13 protein-coding genes are annotated in these 19,788 nt (G+C 54.7%); 7 read left to right on the plus strand and 6 right to left on the minus strand.

Annotated features, from left to right (window positions below; translation table 11 throughout):
* Positions 1–447 precede the first annotated feature (447 nt).
* Positions 448–987 carry a 5' nucleotidase, NT5C type gene (locus H7U12_RS14580; protein WP_206683933.1) on the minus strand — a complete coding sequence of 180 codons (540 nt, stop codon included), beginning with the start codon at positions 985–987 and terminating at the stop codon, positions 448–450.
* 136 nt (positions 988–1,123) lie between these two features.
* On the opposite strand from H7U12_RS14580, the gene H7U12_RS14585 reads away from it, so the two are divergent.
* On the plus strand, positions 1,124–1,900 hold the full coding sequence (locus tag H7U12_RS14585; protein ID WP_186639275.1) for an amidohydrolase: 777 nt from the start codon (positions 1,124–1,126) through the stop codon (positions 1,898–1,900).
* 401 nt (positions 1,901–2,301) lie between these two features.
* Here H7U12_RS14585 and H7U12_RS14590 read toward each other — a convergent pair whose 3' ends face one another.
* A complete protein-coding gene (locus H7U12_RS14590; RefSeq protein ID WP_186639277.1) occupies positions 2,302–4,473 on the minus strand; it encodes a T9SS type A sorting domain-containing protein in 2,172 nt (723 codons plus the stop codon).
* Positions 4,474–4,563: 90 nt separating this feature from the next.
* Between H7U12_RS14590 and H7U12_RS14595 the strand changes: the two genes are divergently transcribed.
* Positions 4,564–5,850: a UDP-N-acetylmuramoyl-tripeptide--D-alanyl-D-alanine ligase gene (locus tag H7U12_RS14595; RefSeq protein WP_186639279.1), complete on the plus strand. Its 1,287-nt coding sequence runs from the start codon at positions 4,564–4,566 to the stop codon at positions 5,848–5,850.
* A 415-nt stretch (positions 5,851–6,265) separates the two neighbouring features.
* Here H7U12_RS14595 and rfbC read toward each other — a convergent pair whose 3' ends face one another.
* Entirely contained in the window at positions 6,266–6,808 is a 543-nt protein-coding gene (gene rfbC, locus H7U12_RS14600; protein ID WP_186639281.1) for a dTDP-4-dehydrorhamnose 3,5-epimerase, read from the minus strand.
* Between the two features lie 87 nt (positions 6,809–6,895).
* Positions 6,896–8,035, minus strand: coding sequence for a glycosyltransferase family 4 protein (locus H7U12_RS14605; RefSeq protein ID WP_186639283.1), 1,140 nt, complete (start codon positions 8,033–8,035; stop codon positions 6,896–6,898).
* Positions 8,036–8,182: 147 nt separating this feature from the next.
* On the opposite strand from H7U12_RS14605, the gene H7U12_RS14610 reads away from it, so the two are divergent.
* The 4 genes from H7U12_RS14610 (at position 8,183) to ppk1 (ending at position 12,969) form a co-directional block, all read left to right on the plus strand.
* On the plus strand, positions 8,183–8,881 hold the full coding sequence (locus tag H7U12_RS14610; protein ID WP_186639285.1) for a SirB2 family protein: 699 nt from the start codon (positions 8,183–8,185) through the stop codon (positions 8,879–8,881).
* Between the two features lie 9 nt (positions 8,882–8,890).
* On the plus strand, positions 8,891–10,096 hold the full coding sequence (hflX, locus tag H7U12_RS14615; RefSeq protein ID WP_186639287.1) for a GTPase HflX: 1,206 nt from the start codon (positions 8,891–8,893) through the stop codon (positions 10,094–10,096).
* Positions 10,097–10,322: 226 nt separating this feature from the next.
* Positions 10,323–10,820, plus strand: coding sequence for a SixA phosphatase family protein (locus H7U12_RS14620; protein ID WP_186639289.1), 498 nt, complete (start codon positions 10,323–10,325; stop codon positions 10,818–10,820).
* Positions 10,821–10,857: 37 nt separating this feature from the next.
* The gene (ppk1, locus tag H7U12_RS14625; RefSeq protein ID WP_186639291.1) at positions 10,858–12,969 is read left to right on the plus strand and encodes a polyphosphate kinase 1; all 2,112 of its coding nucleotides are present in this window, start codon (positions 10,858–10,860) and stop codon (positions 12,967–12,969) included.
* Positions 12,970–13,104: 135 nt separating this feature from the next.
* On the opposite strand, the gene H7U12_RS14630 is transcribed toward ppk1, so the two are convergent.
* Positions 13,105–14,127, minus strand: a complete 1,023-nt coding sequence (locus H7U12_RS14630; RefSeq protein WP_186639293.1) for a DUF6268 family outer membrane beta-barrel protein — start codon at positions 14,125–14,127, stop codon at positions 13,105–13,107.
* 70 nt (positions 14,128–14,197) lie between these two features.
* Positions 14,198–17,941: a metallophosphoesterase gene (locus H7U12_RS14635; protein WP_186639296.1), complete on the minus strand. Its 3,744-nt coding sequence runs from the start codon at positions 17,939–17,941 to the stop codon at positions 14,198–14,200.
* A gap of 623 nt (positions 17,942–18,564) precedes the next feature.
* Here H7U12_RS14635 and H7U12_RS14640 point away from each other — a divergent pair.
* The gene (locus H7U12_RS14640) at positions 18,565–19,752 is read left to right on the plus strand and encodes a Pycsar system effector family protein (RefSeq protein ID WP_186639298.1); all 1,188 of its coding nucleotides are present in this window, start codon (positions 18,565–18,567) and stop codon (positions 19,750–19,752) included.
* Positions 19,753–19,788: the final 36 nt, after the last annotated feature.

Raw genomic sequence — 19,788 nt, forward strand, 5'->3', positions numbered from 1 at the left:
TCAGCGAGTTTCTTTTCTTCATGATTCTTTTGGTTACTTTTCTCATCCAGGAGAAAAGTGACAAACGCGGGCAGACCGCGACTCCAGCGCCGAGGCTTGGCAGGAAAGAGGTGAAGAGCAAAGGCGGATAGCTAACCGGAGCAGCAGGTGTAAACATCCCCCTTCGCCCCCTTCAAAGGGGGAATCTCTGCTTAAGGAAAGCAGTCATGGTCGTTGGTGAGAACACCAACAACGGCGGGAGGCATTGCCATTACTGCCTATTTTTGAGGCTAACGCCTCACTGAAGTTACAAACTTCAGCTCATTGTAGGTCCAAGTTGCAAACTTGAACCAGTTCTATTTTTAGAACGTAACGGCCCTATTCCCCTTCAAAGGGGGACTCTGCACACAGAAAGAGCCCATCTGGTTTTAACCTCTTTCCCAAAAACCAGCCTTAAAACAGCCCTCCTTACAACAACTTCTCCGCCACTTCGCGCCAAGTACTCACGCGTTCAAACTCGTGGATGTTCACGTTGTGCGGCGAGGTAAACAGCAGCTTGCGGTCTCCCGAGAAAGTGCGCAGGTTGCGCGGCCGGTCATCGATCATGATATCTGCCCCGATGATGCTTTTATCGCCGCAGAGCACGTAGTTGCGCCAGCTGATGAACGGGAAATGGTCCTGGAGCCAATCGAATTTGTCAATGAGCGAGTTGCGGAACTCCATACCCGCGCTCACAATGAAGACTTCGTATTGCTCCATGAGCGCCTTGATGACCTCCTGGCTGTCTGGGATTACCTGCAGGTCACGGAAGAAGCCCTCGGCGTTGATGTACTCCCAGACTTTGTGGGAATGTTCCGGCGGCACCACCTCGTGCACATCTTTGCCGTGCAGGGCCTCCAACGTTAGCTCCAGGGCGCAATCCTGGTTGTACAACTGGATGAATTTAGCGATGGGGTCTGCCATGACCTCGTCCATGTCAATGGCAATTTTTTTCTTTTGAAGCTCCATGAAGATTGTTTGGTGTAACCGTAAGTACCTACCTTTATCGTAGCGGAGGGGAAGAAGTTGGCTTTCCTGAAAGAAACCACGCTCTCAACGGCGCCCCCTGCCAGTTTCACTTGTACTACCAAATACCAGATTCCAGATGACCGACCTGCGCGTTTCCCTTCTCCAAGTAGATTTGGTCTGGCATGATGCCGCCGCCAACCGGGCCAGGTTCCAGGAAAAAATCGGGCAACTTCCCGAAACGGATTTGATCATTCTACCCGAGATGTTCACCACCGGGTTCAGCATGGACGCACCTGCGCTGGCCGAGCAAATGGGCGGCGAGACGATGACCTGGATGCGCCAAATGGCCCAGGAACGCAACGCCGTAGTGATGGGCAGCCTGATCATGCAAGAGAACGGCCACTACTATAACCGCCTCCTCTGGATGCGCCCCGACGGCACCCACGCCCACTATGACAAACGCCACCTCTTCCGGATGGCCGGTGAATGCGAGGCCTATACCCCCGGCACCCAGAAGCTCATTGTGGAGTTGAACGGCTGGAAAATCTGCCCGTTGGTGTGTTATGACCTTCGGTTCCCGGTTTGGTCCCGCAACACGCCCATGGCCTATGATGTGCTCATCTACATCGCCAGCTGGCCCGACCGCCGCCGCCTAGCCTGGCAGACGCTGTTACGGGCCCGTGCCATTGAGAACTTAGCGTACTGTATCGGGGTGAATCGCGTGGGCACCGATGCTAAAGGCCACGCCTATTCCGGCGACTCGGCGGCCTACAATCTGCTGGGCGAAGAACTGACACACCATGAATACGAGGAAGCGGTCACCACCATCACCCTATCCCGCCAGCATCTGGAGGAGACCCGCCAGAAACTCCCCTGGGACATTGACGCCGATGCATTTACCATTGACGTGTGATTGATTGACGGCGTGATTGAATGGATGAGAGAATAAGTGTGTGAAGGAATAGATGAGAGAATGAGCGTGTGAATGAATCAATGGATTAATTAGAGAATAGAAATCGACCTAATACGCTATCATCACACCCTCCCAATTTGTCATCCTGAAAGGATCTTGTGAGCGAACTATACAGAGGCTGCTTTAGCGCTGTTTGGCATTCTCTCTACAAAGTTATTTTGAGGCTGGCGCCTCACTGAAGTTACAAACTTCAGATCATTTTGGGTCCAAGTCGCAGACTTGAACCAGAGAAGGGGAAATTTTAGAGGTTCAAAATCATAGAAAAGAGGAACCCGTTTTAAGGCAGTTTTCCATAAATCAGCCTTGAAACAGGTTCCTCTTTTCTATTGCATCATTACTTCTTAGTGCTTCACCACCAGTTTATGCGTGACGGCACGCCCATCAGCGGTTTGCACCCGCAGCAGATAGAGGCCAACGGGCAAGGAGGCGGTGGAGATGGTTTGCTCTTTCCCGGCGGTGGTGTTGCCTTTCTGGAGGAGAGCGCCCGCCACGTTGTGCAGTTGGTAAATCGCGTTCTTCTCCGTGATGAGCTGCACCGATTTATCGGCTGGATTTGGGAAAACCTTGCCAAACGAGAGTTCTTCTGCCGGGTTCTCCACGCCCAAAGGTTCAGCGATGGCTTTCACAAACCGAAGGCCGCCCGCGTGCGTCCCGATCAGGAGTTCGGGGAAGGCATGGGCATCCAGGTTGGCAGCGGCCAGAATCATGCCTGTTCCGAAGTTCGCCTCGCCGTACTGCTGGGCAATGGGTTGCCACAGCAGGTTCTCCACCACCGGGAAAGTACCCGTCAGATGGGCCTGAAAACCGGGGAATACCCGCAGTTTTCCGCTGTCATCGGTGGCCAGTAGATCGGGTTGGTTGTCCTGGTTGATATCGCTTACGGTTACTTGTAGTCTGCGCCGCTCCACATCGGTGGCCAGCCCGCCCAAGGCATCCGAGACCAAAACCCAGGTGGGATTGGTGCTGGTGCCGGTGTTGCGGTAATAAGTTAACCCCCCGGAGGAGCGGCCGATGAGCACATCTATCTTGCCATCAGCGTCTACATCATAGAGGCAGGGAGTGTCTCCCCGGAATAGCAAAATCCCAGGAATGGCCACGGCGTTGGCGAGCGTGTATTGGGCGGGTTGCCCGGCGGCGGCCTCGTTCAGCAGGTACTTGAATTCCATGGTATTGCCCGCTTGCCGGTAAGCACTCCAGGCCAGGTCCGTTTTGCCGTCGGCGTTGAGGTCCAAAAGCTGGGGGTTTAGCGAAAGCAGGCCCAAAGCGCCGAAGCCCAGGTAATCCGTGGAAACGGCCTCAAACTGCGCCTCCGCGGAGGTGCCTTTGTTCTGGAACAGGGTGAGCGAGGCGGCGTAGCGGCCGTTCTCCAGCACGGCAGTGTTGCCCACCAGCAGATCCAAGGCTTCGTTTCCGGTGAGGTTTGCCAGGGCGGGGGCGGCTCCCTCGCCTACGTCCAGCATCTGATCTTGCAGAAAAGGCTGCTTCTGGCTTGCAAAGTCGGGTTGCGTGGTGGTTCCGGTGTTGGGGTACACCCACACCGAGTTCTTCAGGTTGACGTTCTGGTGCGAGTTGGAGGTCATGTTGGGCGCCACCACCAGATCAGGGATGTTGTCAAAGGTGACATCCAGGTAATAAGCCGCGGGAAAAACGCTGAACTGCTGCCCCGTGATGTCGGGCGGCAGATTGTATTCGGCCTGGGTGATTTTAGGCTGCACGTTGGTGCCGCTGTTGTAGAGGCTCACCAGATCAGGGCAGTCGTCGTGGCCCACGAGCAAATCCAGGACTCCGTTCGCGTCCAGATCCAGGGGCAAGACGCTGGAACCGCCAATGTGGCTCGTGGACGGGCAGCTTTCATTGAACCGATAGCGGTTGCAGGCGCCCACGCATCGCGTCACCTGCCCCCAATAGGTAGAGACCCGGGTAAATGTGAGGGTGTTGCAGACCAGCCCGCGCTCTACGCGTTCATTGCGGTAATACTCCAGCGTGGTGCCGTTAGACCACTCCCAAGTGAGAATGTCCAGGTCGCCGTCGCCGTCCATGTCCACAATGGCGGGCATGTCCTCGGCCCCCACCAGTAAATTGGCATCGGTGTTGAAATAAATGGCCGGATGGGTGAGATCGAACTGAAGCCCGGCACTGGCCGAGGAAGTATTGGTGTACACCACAATTCCCTGGCTGGAGGCGGTGAACAGATCTGGGGCACCATCGCAGTTGAAATCGCGGAGCAGCGCGAAAAACCGGAGGCCTTTGGGAAAAGAATTCTCGTACTGCGGCGCGTGCCGGTAGGCCCAAACCCCGTTGGTTTGCACCGCCAGAAAAGTAACGACGCGCTGCGAGCTCCGGTCAAAGACGAAGAGGTCCTGTTGCCCGTCACGGTTCAGGTCGATGGCCGAGAATTGCGGGCTGTTAAAGCCTCCGGCCCACGGCAGGCGCAGGGACTGACCGGCGTTCTGAACCGCTGGCCCGGCTACCTCCTGCAGCCGGACGGGATTCTGCGCCCAGGCAGTTTGCAAGGGTCCACTTATCCAACTTAAGAAAAAGGCTAGTACCTTTAATGCTCTGTTCATTTATTCGTATCCTAGACGTAAAAACAACTCTATTCTATGGCGGAGCTAGTGGAGCACCTGTATCAAAAATACCTGGAATGCCGGAAAGTAAGCACTGATTCCCGGGCGGAACAAGACAATACGTTATTTTTTGCGTTGGACGGCCCCAACTTCAAAGGCAGCCAGTTTGCCCAAATGGCGCTGGAAAAGGGGGCCCGCTACGCGGTGGTGCAAGACCCTACCATCACCGGGCCTAATATTATCCAGGTGGAGGACACGCTGAAGGCGTTGCAGGCCCTGGCGCTGCACCATCGGTTACAACTGAGCATCCCCATTATCGGGATCACGGGCAGCAACGGCAAGACCACTACCAAAGAACTTATCAATGCGGTGCTCAGCCAGAAATTCAACGTGCTCTGCACCAAAGGTAACCTGAACAACCACATCGGCGTGCCGCTTACCCTGCTCAGCATTCAGCCGGAGCACGAGCTGGCCATCATTGAAATGGGCGCCAACCACCCCGGCGACATCGCCGAGCTCTGCTCCTACGCGCTGCCTACCCACGGCCTCATCACCAACATCGGGAAAGCGCATTTAGAAGGTTTCGGGAGCCTGGAAGGCGTGGCCCGCACCAAAAGCGAACTGTACCTGCACCTGGACAAAGCCGAGGGTACCGTCTTCGTGAATACTTCTAACGAACACCTCATGCGCATGGTACGCAGAATCGCGCGTAAAGTCACTTATTATCAACCCCAGGACGATTATTCTGCCGAGTTGCTGCAAGCGGCTCCGCAGGTCATTTACCGCGCCGCCAACGGCGAGGAAGTGCACACCCACCTGATGGGCTCCTACAACTTTGAGAACATGATGGCGGCGGCCTGTCTAGGGCAGTTTTTTGGGGTTCCGCACGAGCAGATCAACGCCGCCATTTCCGGGTACGTGCCCACCAACAACCGCTCTCAGATTGTGCAGAAAGACACCAACACCATTCTGCTGGATGCCTACAACGCCAACCCCAGCTCCATGGCGCTGTCGGTTTCCAATTTCGCGCAGATGGCCGGTGAATCCAAGGTAGTGATTTTGGGTGATATGCTGGAATTGGGCCAGGAATCGGAAGCGGAACACCGCGCCCTGGGCGAGCAACTGCACCAGCAGAACTTCGCGCAGGTGTTCCTCTGCGGAAAGGAAATGCGCTACGCCGCCGAGGTCAACCCCGACTTCCGCTACTTCGCCGAGAAAAGCGCCCTGGAACAATGGCTCACCGATCATCCGGTCAGAAACAGCCATGTACTAATCAAAGGCTCCCGCGGTATTGGGTTGGAAACAGTGGTGAACTTGTTGTAAGGATTCCTTTTCAGACCTATTTTCTGCAAAACAGGCCTGAAACGCAATTGGCGAAAGACGCTCGTAGGACCTCTAGACACTACGAGGTCTTTTGCGTTAAATTTAACGCTCGAATGGTGATGCATTGTTTTAGGCTTGTTTTCTGAAAGGAAGTACCAAAAAGGAAAAACCTGTGAGGTTTTGAAAACTTCACAGGTTTGAATCAATCGTATGGCCCGTTTGAATTTTTAATCAGAAAAGAAACCAAGATTCTACTTGTAATAATGCTTCCTCCCAAGACCTCGTAGTGTGCGCAGCTCCAACGAGTGTCTCCGCCAATCCCGTTTCAAGCCTCCTTTCTTAAAAACAGCCGCAAAACAAAAAAGCCTCACAGATCTTAGGGACCTGTGAGGCTTAAAACCAGTCAAAGCAGTGCCTAAAAAGGTGATTTGAATCCTTCCAGCGTAGGCAGGATTTCGTCTTTCTCAGAGACGAGCGGATTTTCAATTCCCCAGTCAATTCCTAGCGCGGGGTCATTCCAGAGCAAGCCGCCCTCAGATTCTTTGTGGTAGTAGTTGCTGCACTTGTACTGAAAAATGGTGCCTTCTTCCAACGCCACAAATCCGTGCGCAAACCCGATGGGAATGAAAAAGCAGTTGTGCTTTTCAGCGTCCAGCAGGCAAGTGACGTGCTGCCCGTAAGTAGGCGAATCTTTGCGGATATCCACTACTACATCTAACGCTCTTCCCGAGATCACACTTACCAATTTGGCCTGTGCAAAGGGTGGCTTCTGGAAATGTAATCCTCGCAGTACACCTTTTTTGGAGATAGATTTGTTATCCTGGACAAACGTATCGGTGATACCAGCGTCAGAAAATAAACGGGTGCTGAAAGTTTCCAGGAAAGCACCTCGTTCATCAATAAAAACTTTAGGTGTGATTTCAACAACTCCTGCTAGTGGGTAGTTCTTTACTTGCATACGTACTTAAAAGTAGATGTCTTTCTGATGGCAGTGATATCCAGAAACCACCATATTGCAATATTTCAATCCAATATATATATATAATTATTGATTTACATCTACTTTTCTGGCTACTTTGCCGGTTGCACTTTCAATGGCGGCAAAATAGCGATCTATCACAAACTTCTCGTCGAATTTCTCTTCGGCCAGGCGGCGGCTGTTCTGGCCCATGGTTTGGAGGGCGGCATCTGACAAGAGATACACCTGTTCCATTTTAGCGGCCAGGTCAGCACCGTTGCGGACTTCGCAGAGATAGCCGTTGTAGCCGTCTACCACGGTTTCTTTGCAGCCGGGCACGTTGGTGGTGACAATAGGCTTGGCCAACGCGGCGGCTTCCAGCAAGGTGCGGGGCGTGCCTTCGCGGTAAGAAGGCAGTACCACGCAGTCGGCGGCGTGCATGACGCCGGCCACGTTATCAGAAGTTCCCAGGTACTCCAGCCAGCCTTCCTTCGCCCACTGCTCTACCAGAACGCGCTTGATCCCGATGTTCCCTTCCTCATCAATGCCGCCCAGGAGCTGGATCCGGACATCGGGGTATTTCGCTTTCAGGATTTTGCTTGCCTCAACGTACTCCACCAGGCCTTTTTCATACAGCGCGCGTGACACCATCAGGAACACAAACGGCGTCTGGCGTTTGAACTCAGGCGCGGGAACATACCGCTTGGTATCAATGCCGGAGCCGGGAATGACCTCGGTGATGGACTCGCGCACCAGTTTGCGCTCCAGGAACAGGGCTTTGTCATCAGAGTTCTGGAAAAACACCTTGGCCGGAAACTGGAACGAGAAGCGGTACAGCGCCATCGCGATTTTAGACACCAGGTTCTCCACGATGAACACCGTTCCCAAGCCAGACACGTTGTTGACGGTGGGGATACCGGCCAGCTTAGCCGCCATGGACCCGTAAATGTTGGGTTTGATGGTGTACTGCAGAATCACATCGGGCTTCACGGCTTTATAGGCCTTCAGGAACTTGCCCACCAGCAGCATGTCTTTGAGCGGGTTGGTTCCCTTGCTCTCCATGGGCAGCGGTACAAATTTGCAGCCCTCAGCCACCAGTTTGGCCGAATAAGCATCCTCGGGGGCGATGGCGACTACTTCGTGCCCGGCGGCCAGCAAAGCTTTGACTAAGCTGAGGCGGAAATTGAAGATGTTCCAGGATTTGTTGATGACAATGGCAATACGCATGGGCTAGGATCAAGCAAAAGGCAAAGATAGCAGCAGATTTGGCTGCAACCCGCTCCTACGCGTAGAATCTGTTGCGGTTTATCGGTTTTCAGCCCCATTGTGTTTACTTTGCACCAAACCATTGGTGGGTTTCCGCCTTTCCGTTCCATGACCACCGCTTTTTTGCATATCCACGTTCTGGTTGTCATCCTGTTTCTGATCTTGTTTCTGATCAAGGCGTTTCAGCTTTTCCTCAACAAGCATCACAGCCTGAACAGAACCCGCACCTCCACCAAGATGCTGGACATAGTGTTTGGTACGCTTATTCTGGCTTCTGGCGGGTACCTGATATTCAACTACAACGGGCCGCTGCCCACCTGGCTTCTGGTGAAAGTGGGGCTGGTGCTGGCCGCTATTCCGCTGGCTGTGGTGGGAATCAAGCGGCACAGCAAAGTCATTACGGCGGTGGGGCTGCTTATTTTCCTGTATGTGTACGGCATAGCCGAAACCAAAAGCCTGAAAATGCGTCCTGATAAAGGCGAAGCCGTGGCCGTTTCCCCCAACGGGGAAGTAGGCACCGCCTCTCCTGACCCGGAAAAGGCCAGCCACCCCATTCTAGCGCAACTAGAAGGCACGCAACTGGAAAACACCAAGGCCATCTATACCGCTTTGTGCGCCAACTGCCACGGGGAAGACGGCCAGAAAGGAACCGGGGGCGCTGTGAACCTGCAACAAAGCAACTTAACCGTGGAAGAGCGCCGGAACGTGATCGCCAATGGCCGCGGACTGATGCCGGGTTACGGCTCCCAACTCTCCGAACAGGAGATAGAGACGCTGGCCCTCTATTCCACCATGCTTAAAAAGTAATTTTACTACATGAAGAACCAACTCCATATCACTGCCAAAGAACAGGAAACCGCCGTATTGGTGGCCGTTCCGGAGTATCGGCAGACCGATGAAAAAACCAAAGAGTACCTGGATGAGCTCGCCTTCCTGACCGAGACCGTGGGTGCCAAAGCCCTCAAACGCTTTGTGCAGAAACTGGACAAACCAGACGCCAAAACCTACGTGGGCAAGGGCAAACTGGAAGAGATCATCGCCTACGTGAAAGAGCACAAGGTAGACATGGTCATTTTTGACGATGACCTCTCCCCCTCGCAGGTGCGTAACCTGGAGCGGGAACTGGAAGTGAAGATCATCGACCGCAGCTTGCTCATCCTGGACATCTTCGCGCTGCGCGCCCAGACGGCCACGGCCCGGGCGCAGGTAGAACTAGCCCAGTACCGCTACCTCCTGCCCCGCCTGACCAACATGTGGACCCACTTAAGCCGCCAGAAAGGTGGGGGCGTGGCCATGCGCGGACCAGGTGAAACGGAGATTGAGACCGATAGACGGATTGTGCGGGACAAGATCTCGTTACTCAAAGAGAAGCTGGAGAAGTTTGAGAAGCAGAACTATGAGCAGCGCAAGTCCCGCTCAGGCATTGTGCGGGTTTCTTTGGTAGGCTACACCAACGTGGGCAAATCAACGCTCATGAACCTGCTCACCAAAGCCGATGTCTTCGCCGAGAACAAACTGTTTGCCACGGTAGACGCCACGGTGCGCAAGATGGTCATCGAGAACATTCCGCTGCTGCTTTCAGACACGGTAGGGTTCATTAGAAAACTACCCACCAAACTGATCGAGAGCTTTAAGTCCACCCTGGACGAAATCCGGGAGTCTGATCTGCTGCTGCACGTGGTGGATGTGTCCCACCCGTCGTTTGAGGAGCACATTGCCGTGGTGAACGACACCTTGAAAGACATCCAGTCGGCGGATAAACCGGTGATTCTGGTCTTCAACAAAACGGACTTGTATCTGGAGCAGCGCGAGCAGGAACTGAAGGAAGACCACCCAGACGCGTTGCCAGACATCAGCGAGCTGAAATCGTCTTACATGGCCAAGGAACACGCTCCGTTGGCGTTGTTTATCTCGGCCACCAACCGCTCCAACATTGATGAACTGCGGCAGGTGCTCATGGAGCAGGTTTCCAAGATCCACTATGAGCGCTACCCTAACAATGCACCCCAGGTAGAGCAGTAACCGTTTCGGGCCTGTTTTTCGGAAAATGGGCCTAAAACAGAATGTCGTCAGAAAGCTCCGCGCCGGCTCTTTCCCACAAGAAAGAGGAGGTACATCGGCTGGCCGTTGCTCCCTTGAAAATACGGGGATGAGACGGTGCTTTGGGCACAACCATTTGCGGGCGCAATCAGTAAATAGGAAAGCCACAGCTGCAAGCCAGTTGTGGCTTTCCTATTATGATAGCCAAATGAAAACGTTATATCTGTTACGCCACGCCAAATCCAGTTGGGACTATGAGGAGCTCAGTGACCATGACCGACCACTCAACAAAAGAGGTCGGGCAGATGCTCCGCTCATGGGCCAGGAACTGGTGGAAAGAGAAATAAAGCTGGACATGGTCATTTCCAGCTCGGCCGTCAGGGCCATCACCACCGCCACGCTGGTAGCCAAGGAACTTCAGTTCGCCACGGAGAAGATTGGGGTGCAGGAAGAACTGTACATGATTTCCTCCGAGGACCTGATCGGCTTTATCCGGTCCCTGCCAGATGAATACAACTACGTGATGCTGGTTGGCCACAACCCGGCGTTCACCGAGGTAGCCAACCAACTCAGCCCCGAGAAGAGCATCGCCAACCTTCCCACGGCCGGTGTGGTGGGCATCAGTTTTGACTGCGGCTACTGGGGCGAAGTCTCCCGCGACAACGCCAAGCTACTTTTCCTCGATTTTCCTAAAAACTATCGCTAAACGCGTGCCTGCCCCCACCACGCCCAATCCCATTTGAATGGCCGAACAAGACAACATTGACCTCGCCAGTTCTTCCCCAGTCAGCCAGACCCCGCTTATCAGCCGGGAGCTGAGCTGGCTCGCTTTCAACTACCGCGTTTTGCAGGAAGCCAAAGACCCACGCGTGCCCTTGCTGGAGCGCCTGAACTTCATGGCCATCTTTTCCTCCAACCTGGACGAGTACTTCAAGGTGCGGGTGGCCACTCTGCGCCGCCTGGGCACGCTCAAAAAGAAAACCCGCGAAAAGGTGGAAGACGGGCCGCTGCCCGGCCTGGAGGAAGTCATCACTGAAGTGACCCGCCAGCAGAAAGAGTTTGGCCAGGTTTTCCGGAACGAGCTCCTTCCCGAGCTCCGCAAAGAGCACATCCACCTCATTGACGAGCGCCAATGCTCTGACGGGCAAAAAGCCATGGCGCTGGATTATTTCCGGCATAAGATAAAACCGCTGCTGGTGCCCATCATCTTCAGCACCAACCACAGTGCGCTTTTCCTGAAAGACCAGACGGTGTACTTTATGGTGCGCCTCCAGCCCAAAGCAGAGCAGGAGACGGCTCCGGAGCAGTACGCTCTGCTGGAAATCCCCACGCAGAAGCACGGCGGCCGCTTTGTGCAGCTCCCCGTGGAGCAGGGCGAGCACTATGTCATGCTGCTGGACGACGTGATCCGGTTGGGTTTGCCGGAGCTGTTCCCGGGCTACGCCCAGGTAGAAGCCTATGCCGTGAAACTCTCCCGCGATGCCGAGCTGGACATTGAAGAAGAGGTATCGGGCAATTTAATGGCCAAAATCAAGAAAAGCCTCAAAAAACGGGAGAAAGGCCGCCCCAGCCGCCTGCTCTATGACCCGGAGACACCAGAGCCCATGCTGCACGTGCTGCTGGACCGCATTGGCATCACCACCGATGAACTAGTACCGGGCAGCCGTTTCCATAACTTCCGGGATTTCTTCGGGTTTCCGAAGTTCCAGATGCCGCACCTGTACTATGCCTTGCAGCCTCCCCTGCCCCATTCCGCGCTGGAAAACGAACCCAGCCTGCTGGAAGCCATGAAAAAGCAGGAGTTTCTGGTGCACTACCCGTACCAGAAGTTTGACTACGTGCTCCGGTTTCTGGAGGAGGCAGCCGTGGACCCGGCCGTTACCAGCATCAGTGTGACGCTGTACCGCGTGGCAGACAAGTCCAAGGTAGCCAAGGCTCTGATCAAGGCGGCCGAGCACAGAAAACTGGTGACCGCGGTGGTGGAACTGAAAGCCCGTTTTGACGAAGAATCCAACATCTACTGGGGCAGCAAACTGGAACAAGCTGGTGCCAACGTGATTTACGGCGTACCAGACCTGAAAGTCCACAGCAAAATTGGGTTGGTGACGCGGCAGGAAGACGGGCAGGCGGTCCAGTACGCTTACCTGAGCACCGGGAACTACAACGAGAAAACCTCACTCATCTACACCGATCACGCCCTTTTCACCACCGATACACGGCTTACCAACGAGCTCACCAAGGTCTTCCATTTTCTGGTAGACGGTGACCGTAACCTGACGTTTGAACACCTGCTGGTGGCGCCCTTCAACCTGCGTGACGGCCTCAACAGCCTGATCCAGCACGAAATGGAACTGGCCCGAACAGGGAAACCGGCGTACATCATCGCTAAGATGAACGCGCTGCAGGACAGCCGCATGATTCAGCAGCTGTACGAGGCCAGCCAGGCCGGGGTCAGGATTGAATTGCTGGTGCGGGGCGTCTGCAGCCTCATTCCCGGCGTACCGGGCTTAAGTGAGAACATTTCCGTGCGCAGCATTGTGGATCGCTACCTGGAGCACGGCCGCATTTACGTGTTTGGCAACAACGGAGAGGAGAAAGTCTTTGTCGCGTCAGCGGACTGGATGAACCGGAACCTCAGCCGCCGGGTAGAAGTGGCGTTCCCGCTCTACAATCCTGTGCTACGCCAGGAAATCAGGCATATTCTGGACATGCACATGAAAGACAACCAGAAATCCCGTCTCTCAGACAACCAGTACTGGGTTTCTGACGATCCTTCGGTTTCTGTGCACGCCCAAGGCGATACGTATCAACTTCTGAAAAACCAAGCTACCCAAGCGGGATTCTCAGCCGAGTAAAGCATCCGGAGAATCCCTCATCCGCTACTAAAAAGCCCGCCGCCTGTACTTGATATAACAGGCGGCGGGCTTTTGATTTTAGGACGAAGTAGAAGACGGTTTCGGGGCTGTTTTTCAGAAAAGAGCCCCGAAACGCTATTGCTTCAGGAAGCGGCGCGGCGGCACCAGGAACAGCTCCACGTTGAAGAACATCGCGTCTTTGATGTGGGTTTCTATTAGCGGGCTTGCGGTGCGCTTGCGGCCATCGTACAAGTCAAATTTGTGGTTGTAGCGGTACCCCGTTTCCAGCCCGAACCAGAGGAAATCATAGATTTCGCGGTCCCAGCGCACCCTTCCCTTGATCTCCGATTTGCGTAGCTCCACGGTTTCGTACTGGCTGAAGGGCTCGGTGTTGATGTTGATGTTGTAGGTGGCCCCGTCTATGCGATAGCCCATGTACAGCAATGATTTCTCGGAGAAGTTCCGCCGGAACGTCACGTTGGCCGGAAAGATGGCTTCCACGCCCCACTTGTCGTTGAAGGTGCGGTTGTAGAGCAAAGCCGGGTAAATGGTCTGCCGCCCGAAGGCATAGCCCAGCTGCACGCCCACCCCGTACGAGAGGTAAGGGCTTTTCTTCCAGCCGTAGATCGCTTCCATGGACGTTCTCAGATACCGCGTGAGGCTGATGTCACTGTATTTGCCGTAATCACCGTTCAGCTCGCCCTTCACCCGGAAGATGAGGTAATTGCGGTGGTTGATGGGCCGCAACATGATCAGTTGCCCGTCCAGGGAACGCAGGTTCTTGTCTTGCAGCCGCTGGTACAATGGGTACGGCTGCTGGTCTGGCTTCTCATAGTTGAACTCCTCCAGAAAATATCCTCCGCCCAGCACCAGTTTAAAATGCGGGTTGTTCACCAGCGGCGCATAGGCCTTGAACTCAAATCGGTTGCTGCGGAGCACATCGGCGCGGGCATCTTCCACATTGCTCTGCTGGCCCCGGGAGTGCATGCCAAACCGCGGCAGCCGCTCATACCGGATGATGATTCCCTTGCTCTTGCCCATGCCCAGCACAGACGGGTTGGCCAACTCCTGCGCGTCTGATGTGTCTCGGGCCGCCCGCAAAGAATCTGAGAAGAGCCCCTGCGCGTTTACCGGCCCTTTTAGAGAAAACAGGCCCAAAACAGCCAGGAGCGTGAAAAGCCGCTTCCTGCAAGAGACTTCAAAGGTTGAAAATGTAATAGCAGCCATGTTAAAAGAGGAAGCCAAAGTTTACGTTGACCAGTTTATCTTCTTCACCAATGGAATAGGTGGCGTTGATCACGGCCTGCTTCAGGACATCGATCCAGATACCGCCGCCCCAGCCCCGGTGGATTTTGTCAGACGATTCGCCATCGGCCCAGACGCGCCCGTGGTCCATCAAGCCCATGATCCCGAACTTGCCCGGGAACAGGTACACGTTGAACTTGAAGAGCTCCATCCGGATCTCGGTGTTCTGGTAAACCGAGGTGCGCCCGGCAAAGCGGGTCCGCCGGTAGCCGCGCAGATTGGTGAGCCCGCCCAAGGTGTTGGCCTGGTAGAACGGGAAATCCCCGATGTTGTGCGCGCCGCCCAGGCGGGCCGCCAAGGTTAACTGGAACGGCAGCCGCGGCCCGATGTAGAACATGAACTCAGAACCCAGATGACCGAATTTCCGGCGCTCGCCGCCTAGCTGGTGGGTATAAGAGAACTCGTTCAGCCACTTAAGACCGATGCGCGGGTTGATGGGCGTGCTCACCGCCTGCAGATTCAGGAAAGCCCTTACCCCGGTAAACTGCTCCACCCCAAACGCCTCCTCGGGGAGAATGTCTTCCACGTACCGGCCCGGATAATGCCGCAGCTCATAGCGGTCATAGAACGGCCCGATTCCCATCCGCACGAAGTGCGTGAAACTGGTGTTCAAGGTAGGCGACACCATCATTCTGCTCTGCCGCACGCGGTAGTCTTTGATTTCACGGGTTTGCTCGGTTTCATTGCCCAGCCCGAAGAAGTTAATCTGGTACTGCGGCCCGAAAATGGCCGCTTTCACGCCCAAATCCAGTTTGTCATTGAAGACCTGCTTGAACTCACCGTCATACCTGATGTTGTAGGCGCGGGTGGCAAAGGCGTAGTTGGCGCGCAGGAAATGCTCAGAAGCGTACGGCTGTTTCCGGAACTTGTGGTTGCGGTACAAAACCCCGCCGCCCACAAACAAACCATCGTCCACGTTGTACTCCAGAGACAGCCGCGGCCCGAAATACGGAATTTTGTAGTTGTCGCGGTCGTAGAGGTTCACGTCTTCAAAGGCCTCGGTTTTGTCTTCGGCTTCCTGGCCTAGGTCTATCTGATTCTGCTCGCCGGTGAAATCATAGATTTTGGTTTTGTGCACCGGACCTTTCACCCGTGATTTGTCTGAGATGGAATCATTGCCCTCGCCCCCGATGATGCGCAGCATGGGACCCGTCTTGGTGTTGCCGGTCACCTCAAACACATCATCGCCGCCCAGGCCGTACAGCCTGATTTCTTCGGTTTCGCGGTTTTTGAACATCCGTTGGTAGAGCACTTTTGACACTCTCCCCTCCTTGTTGATTTTGCGCACCACCACCTCCGTCTCCTCGTCAGAGAGTCGGCGCACCTCAAACTTCTCGCGCTTGTCTGAACCGGTAATGTCCACGTCCTCGGCCAGGTGCAGGTAATATTTCTCGGCGACCTGCGGCAACAGATCTCTCCGGGATTTCAGCTTGGAAACGAGCTCAGGGCCTGATAAAGGATACACCTCTGGCGGCATCTGCCGAACGGCCTCTTCAATGGCCTGGTCGGTCATGGCGGTTTTCAGCTCGTTAGCCAGTTTCACCCATTGGTCACGGGTCACGCTGGACAGGAAGGTACGGTCTACGGTTAGCGCCGTGAGGTTAAGGCCTTTGTAATCGCCGAAGTCTTTGCCGAAGTGCTGGAAGTTACGCACCGCCCACCGTCGGCTCACCAGCCAGGGAATGATGCCATCGGCTTTGAAGAACGCCACGTCACGGTCTTCGGGCACCGGCCGGTAATACCGGTTGTCCTCGCCGGATCTGGTTTCCACCCAGCGCCACTGCCCTTCGTGGCGGTCCCAGTCGCCAATGAGCATGTCCAGGAGGCGGGCGCGGGCAAATTCCTGCTCGTCTACCTGGTTGTCATGGTCATTGCGTTTGCGTTCCAGCAGTTTCTCCGTCCCGATGATGTTGGTGGCGTTGCCCAGGCTGGCTACGTCTGAATGGTCTTCGTCTGGATCTTCCTCCAGAAAGGCCACGGTGTTGTTGAACTCGTCCAGGTACTGACGCAGGCGCGGATCACTGGGAATGTAGACCAGCTTGGGATTGGTGTGGTACACCCCGGCAATGTCGGCTAGTTTCGCGGAGATCAACGCGCCGTATGGGTGCTGCGCCGAAATCTGGTCCTGTAATAAATCCCGGGCGAAGGTTTCCTGCAAGGCCACTGGCAACACTTTGGTTGGGTCTTTGTTCACCGAGCGCAGCGTGTATTCGCGGCCTTCTTCGTTGCGGAGTTTCAGGGAAGACGTCTGTTTTCCGCCGCCTTTCTGATACGGCACCAAGCCGCCTCTCTCCCGTTGCAGGTCCAGCATGGGAATGTTCACCGGGGTTTGCCATTCTCTGCGGTAGTGGTTTCCCAACAAACCTTTTTTGAAGGCACCCACGCCATACGCGGCATTGGCCGGCACCGTGATGGTGCTGTCTTTATAATCTTCCTTGGAAACGGCGATCTGCTCTGCCTCTGGCTTGGTCTTGGCGTACATGGGCATCCTGAACGACAGCCTGGCGGGTTCTTCATCGTCGTTCTTGGCCCAGAATTCAACCCAGGCCTCGCCGTTCTTGTAGTAGTTGATTCTGGCGTAGCCCTGTGATTTCTCAGCGTAGAGCGCATCGCCGCCGTTTTTCACGTGCTGGGTCTTGCAACCGGCCCCGCTCACAATGTGTGGCAACTTGCCTTGCTTGAAATACTGCAGGTTGTGCTCATGCCCGGCGGCATAAACGATGTTGTCATATTTATTGAAGACCTTCAGGAGGCCATTGATGTAGGCCTGGTAGCTGGGGTGCGGAATGTCCTGGGCAATACCGCCGTACTTCCGCGCCAGCGGATAAATGGACCCGATGACGGGCAGCGGCAGCACCCAGCCTTTCCGGAGGATGGTAAGCGGGAACAAGTGATCTGTGAGGGTGAAATACCCGCCGTGGATACCGTTACTGAACAGCGGGTGGTGCCCTACCACCACAATGTTTTTGTCTTTGTTTTTCTGGATGATGTCTTCCAGTTGCACCAGCACGTCTACCTCACTGGTCACGCCGCAGGGGTTGTCGTCGCCGTAAGGTTTGTCATAGGGGTGCAGCCACCAGTGGGAATCCAGCGCGATCAGGACGATCTCCTCCTCCACCAAAACCTCAAAAGGACCGGGGCAGCCGTTGCCGGGCACGAAGAAGTCGGTGCCCACCACAATGTTACTGTCGGCGAGGTATTCTTCCACGAACCGCTCTTCGCGCACCACGGCGTTCCAGCCATCGGGGGTGCCGCTGCCGCCGCCCCAGTCGTGGTTGCCCGGGATCATGTATTTCTCGCCTTTGTAGCCCTTTAAGATATCCAACTGCGCCTTCATCCGCTCCTCGGCGGTTTTCCGGTCATAGGCATCCGGCTCGGGTAGGCCGTTGTGGTAGATGTTATCGCCCAGGTACACCACGGCACTTTTCTCCCCGGCCCGGTCAATCTGCGACTTCAGGTGCATGAGGGTGGGGTCAGGCTTATCGGTGAGCGGCGCCCCGGCATCCCCGATCAGGAAGACGCTGTAGATAATCTCGGAGGTGTCTTTGGGCGTCTGGTTTTGCCAGTCCACCACATTGCGGGCGTAATAAGGTTTGGAGGTGGTACAGGCCTGCACCAGCCAGAAAACAGCAAACGGTAAAAAGAGGAGACTGTATTTTTTCTTCATGAATAGTTAGATGGCAACGCTCTTCAATCTGCGTACTCCCTTGGAGGAAAGAAGCTGGCAAAAAACTCAAAGCCGTGAAAGCTGCTCTTTATACGGAGCACGGCCTTCTTGGATTATCCTGTTCGGCTTAAATAGCTTCTACACAATATTTGCCTCTATGACGTACGTACAGGGCTTAGGGTTGGCAGAATTTGCAACCGGGCGGCTTCTTTGATCCTCGGAAAAATAAAATTTGCGAAGTCTGCGTTTTAAGGCCGTTTTCAGAAAACCAGCCCCGGAACGCAGATTGAGAGAAAGAACCGCCGGAGACCTGTCCGGCAGAACCATACCAGCGCACTCACTAAGAATCACTTACCGCTGAAGTGGCATTTACAGAGAACCGGACCGATGTTCCGTTTACCCCACGCCAGCCGCCCCTGTTTTAAGGCCTATTTTTCAAAAACAGCCCTGAAACCAGACTTCCTTTACCAGTAGGCGTGAATAAATACGGAGCCCAGGACGTGAATTCAGCTAACCTTGGGAGGTGATTTCGCGTTGTAGACCTTTGGATTCAACTATATCAAAAGCAGCCATTTTGTTGCTTTCAGACAAGTGCTACGGGCAATATCGCTCTCACCTACTTTATGGAAAACGAAGATCTCATCAGAAAAGCCGGCAACTACGTGTTCACGCTTTTCAAAGAGAAACTATCTAAGAAATTGGTTTACCACAACTACAAACACACGTTTGAGGTGGTAAAAGAGGCCAGGGAACTGGCCCAGGGCTACACGTTGGCCCCGGAAGAAATGGAGATCCTGATGCTGGCCGCCTGGTTTCATGACACCGGCTACATTACCACGTACGAGAACCATGAAGACGAGAGCGTAGAGATTGCCACGGCTTTTCTGCGCGCCGAGAAATACCCCGAGGACAAAATTCTGCAGGTGAACCGCTGTATCATGGCCACCAAGCAGAACCAGATCACGCATCACCTGCTGGAAGACATTCTGGTAGACGCGGACATCGCCAACATAGGAAAAGACACTTTTTTTGCGACGGCCGAGCTGCTGCGCGTGGAATGGGAGATCTTCCAGAACCGCACTTTTTCTGACCTGGAGTGGGCCCAGTACCAACTGGACTTCCTGCTGTCGGTTTCCTTCCGGACGCAGCCGGCGCAGGCGAAATTCTCCAAGCAGCTCAGCAAGAACATTCAGGCGCAGCGCACCCATCAGCTGGAGCTGGCCAAGAAGAAGAAGAAAAAGGAGAAGAAGAACCGTGAGGATCTGGCGCAGCCCAAACGTGGTATTGAAACCATGTTCAAGAGCACCTATGACAACCACATCAGTTTGAGCGCCATCGCAGACAACAAGGCCAACATGATGATCAGTCTCAATGCCATCATCATGTCCATCATCATCACGTATCTGGGAACCAAGTCTTCCATCATTGGGGCCGAGTTTACCCGCAACCCCATCCTGATGATTCCGGTGGGCATTCTGCTGGCCACCACGCTGGCGTCGGTGATTTCGGCCATTATCTCGGCGCAGCCCGAGGTGACCAGTTTCCGGCTTCGGCCAGACAAGCTCACCAGCCGCCGCATTAACCTGCTGTTTTTCGGAAACTTCACCAAAATCTCGCTGGAGGATTTCCAGAACGGCATGCATGACATCATGCGCGACAAAAACGCCCTCTACAACAACATGATCACGGACATCTATTATCTGGGTGACGTGCTCAAGAACAAGTACCGGCTGTTGCGCATCTCCTACACTATTTTCATGATCGGGATTATCTTGACGGTGCTTTCCTTTGTGATTGCCATCTCGCGGTAACGTTTACTTGATCTCCCTAAAGCCAGAAGGGCGGCC

This window comes from Rufibacter sediminis (genome assembly GCF_014269285.1).
GTDB classification, from domain to species: Bacteria; Bacteroidota; Bacteroidia; order Cytophagales; family Hymenobacteraceae; genus Nibribacter; species Nibribacter sediminis.

Bases quoted from the DNA above. Each gene is read 5' to 3' on its own strand.
- H7U12_RS14580 (WP_206683933.1), bottom strand. From the start codon at position 987: ATGGAGCTTCAAAAGAAAAAAATTGCCATTGACATGGACGAGGTCATG.
- H7U12_RS14585 (WP_186639275.1), top strand. From the start codon at position 1,124: ATGACCGACCTGCGCGTTTCCCTTCTCCAAGTAGATTTGGTCTGGCAT.
- H7U12_RS14595 (WP_186639279.1), top strand. From the start codon at position 4,564: ATGGCGGAGCTAGTGGAGCACCTGTATCAAAAATACCTGGAATGCCGG.
- rfbC (WP_186639281.1), bottom strand. From the start codon at position 6,808: ATGCAAGTAAAGAACTACCCACTAGCAGGAGTTGTTGAAATCACACCT.
- H7U12_RS14605 (WP_186639283.1), bottom strand. From the start codon at position 8,035: ATGCGTATTGCCATTGTCATCAACAAATCCTGGAACATCTTCAATTTC.
- H7U12_RS14610 (WP_186639285.1), top strand. From the start codon at position 8,183: ATGACCACCGCTTTTTTGCATATCCACGTTCTGGTTGTCATCCTGTTT.
- hflX (WP_186639287.1), top strand. From the start codon at position 8,891: ATGAAGAACCAACTCCATATCACTGCCAAAGAACAGGAAACCGCCGTA.
- H7U12_RS14620 (WP_186639289.1), top strand. From the start codon at position 10,323: ATGAAAACGTTATATCTGTTACGCCACGCCAAATCCAGTTGGGACTAT.
- ppk1 (WP_186639291.1), top strand. From the start codon at position 10,858: ATGGCCGAACAAGACAACATTGACCTCGCCAGTTCTTCCCCAGTCAGC.
- H7U12_RS14635 (WP_186639296.1), bottom strand. From the start codon at position 17,941: ATGAAGAAAAAATACAGTCTCCTCTTTTTACCGTTTGCTGTTTTCTGG.
- H7U12_RS14640 (WP_186639298.1), top strand. From the start codon at position 18,565: ATGGAAAACGAAGATCTCATCAGAAAAGCCGGCAACTACGTGTTCACG.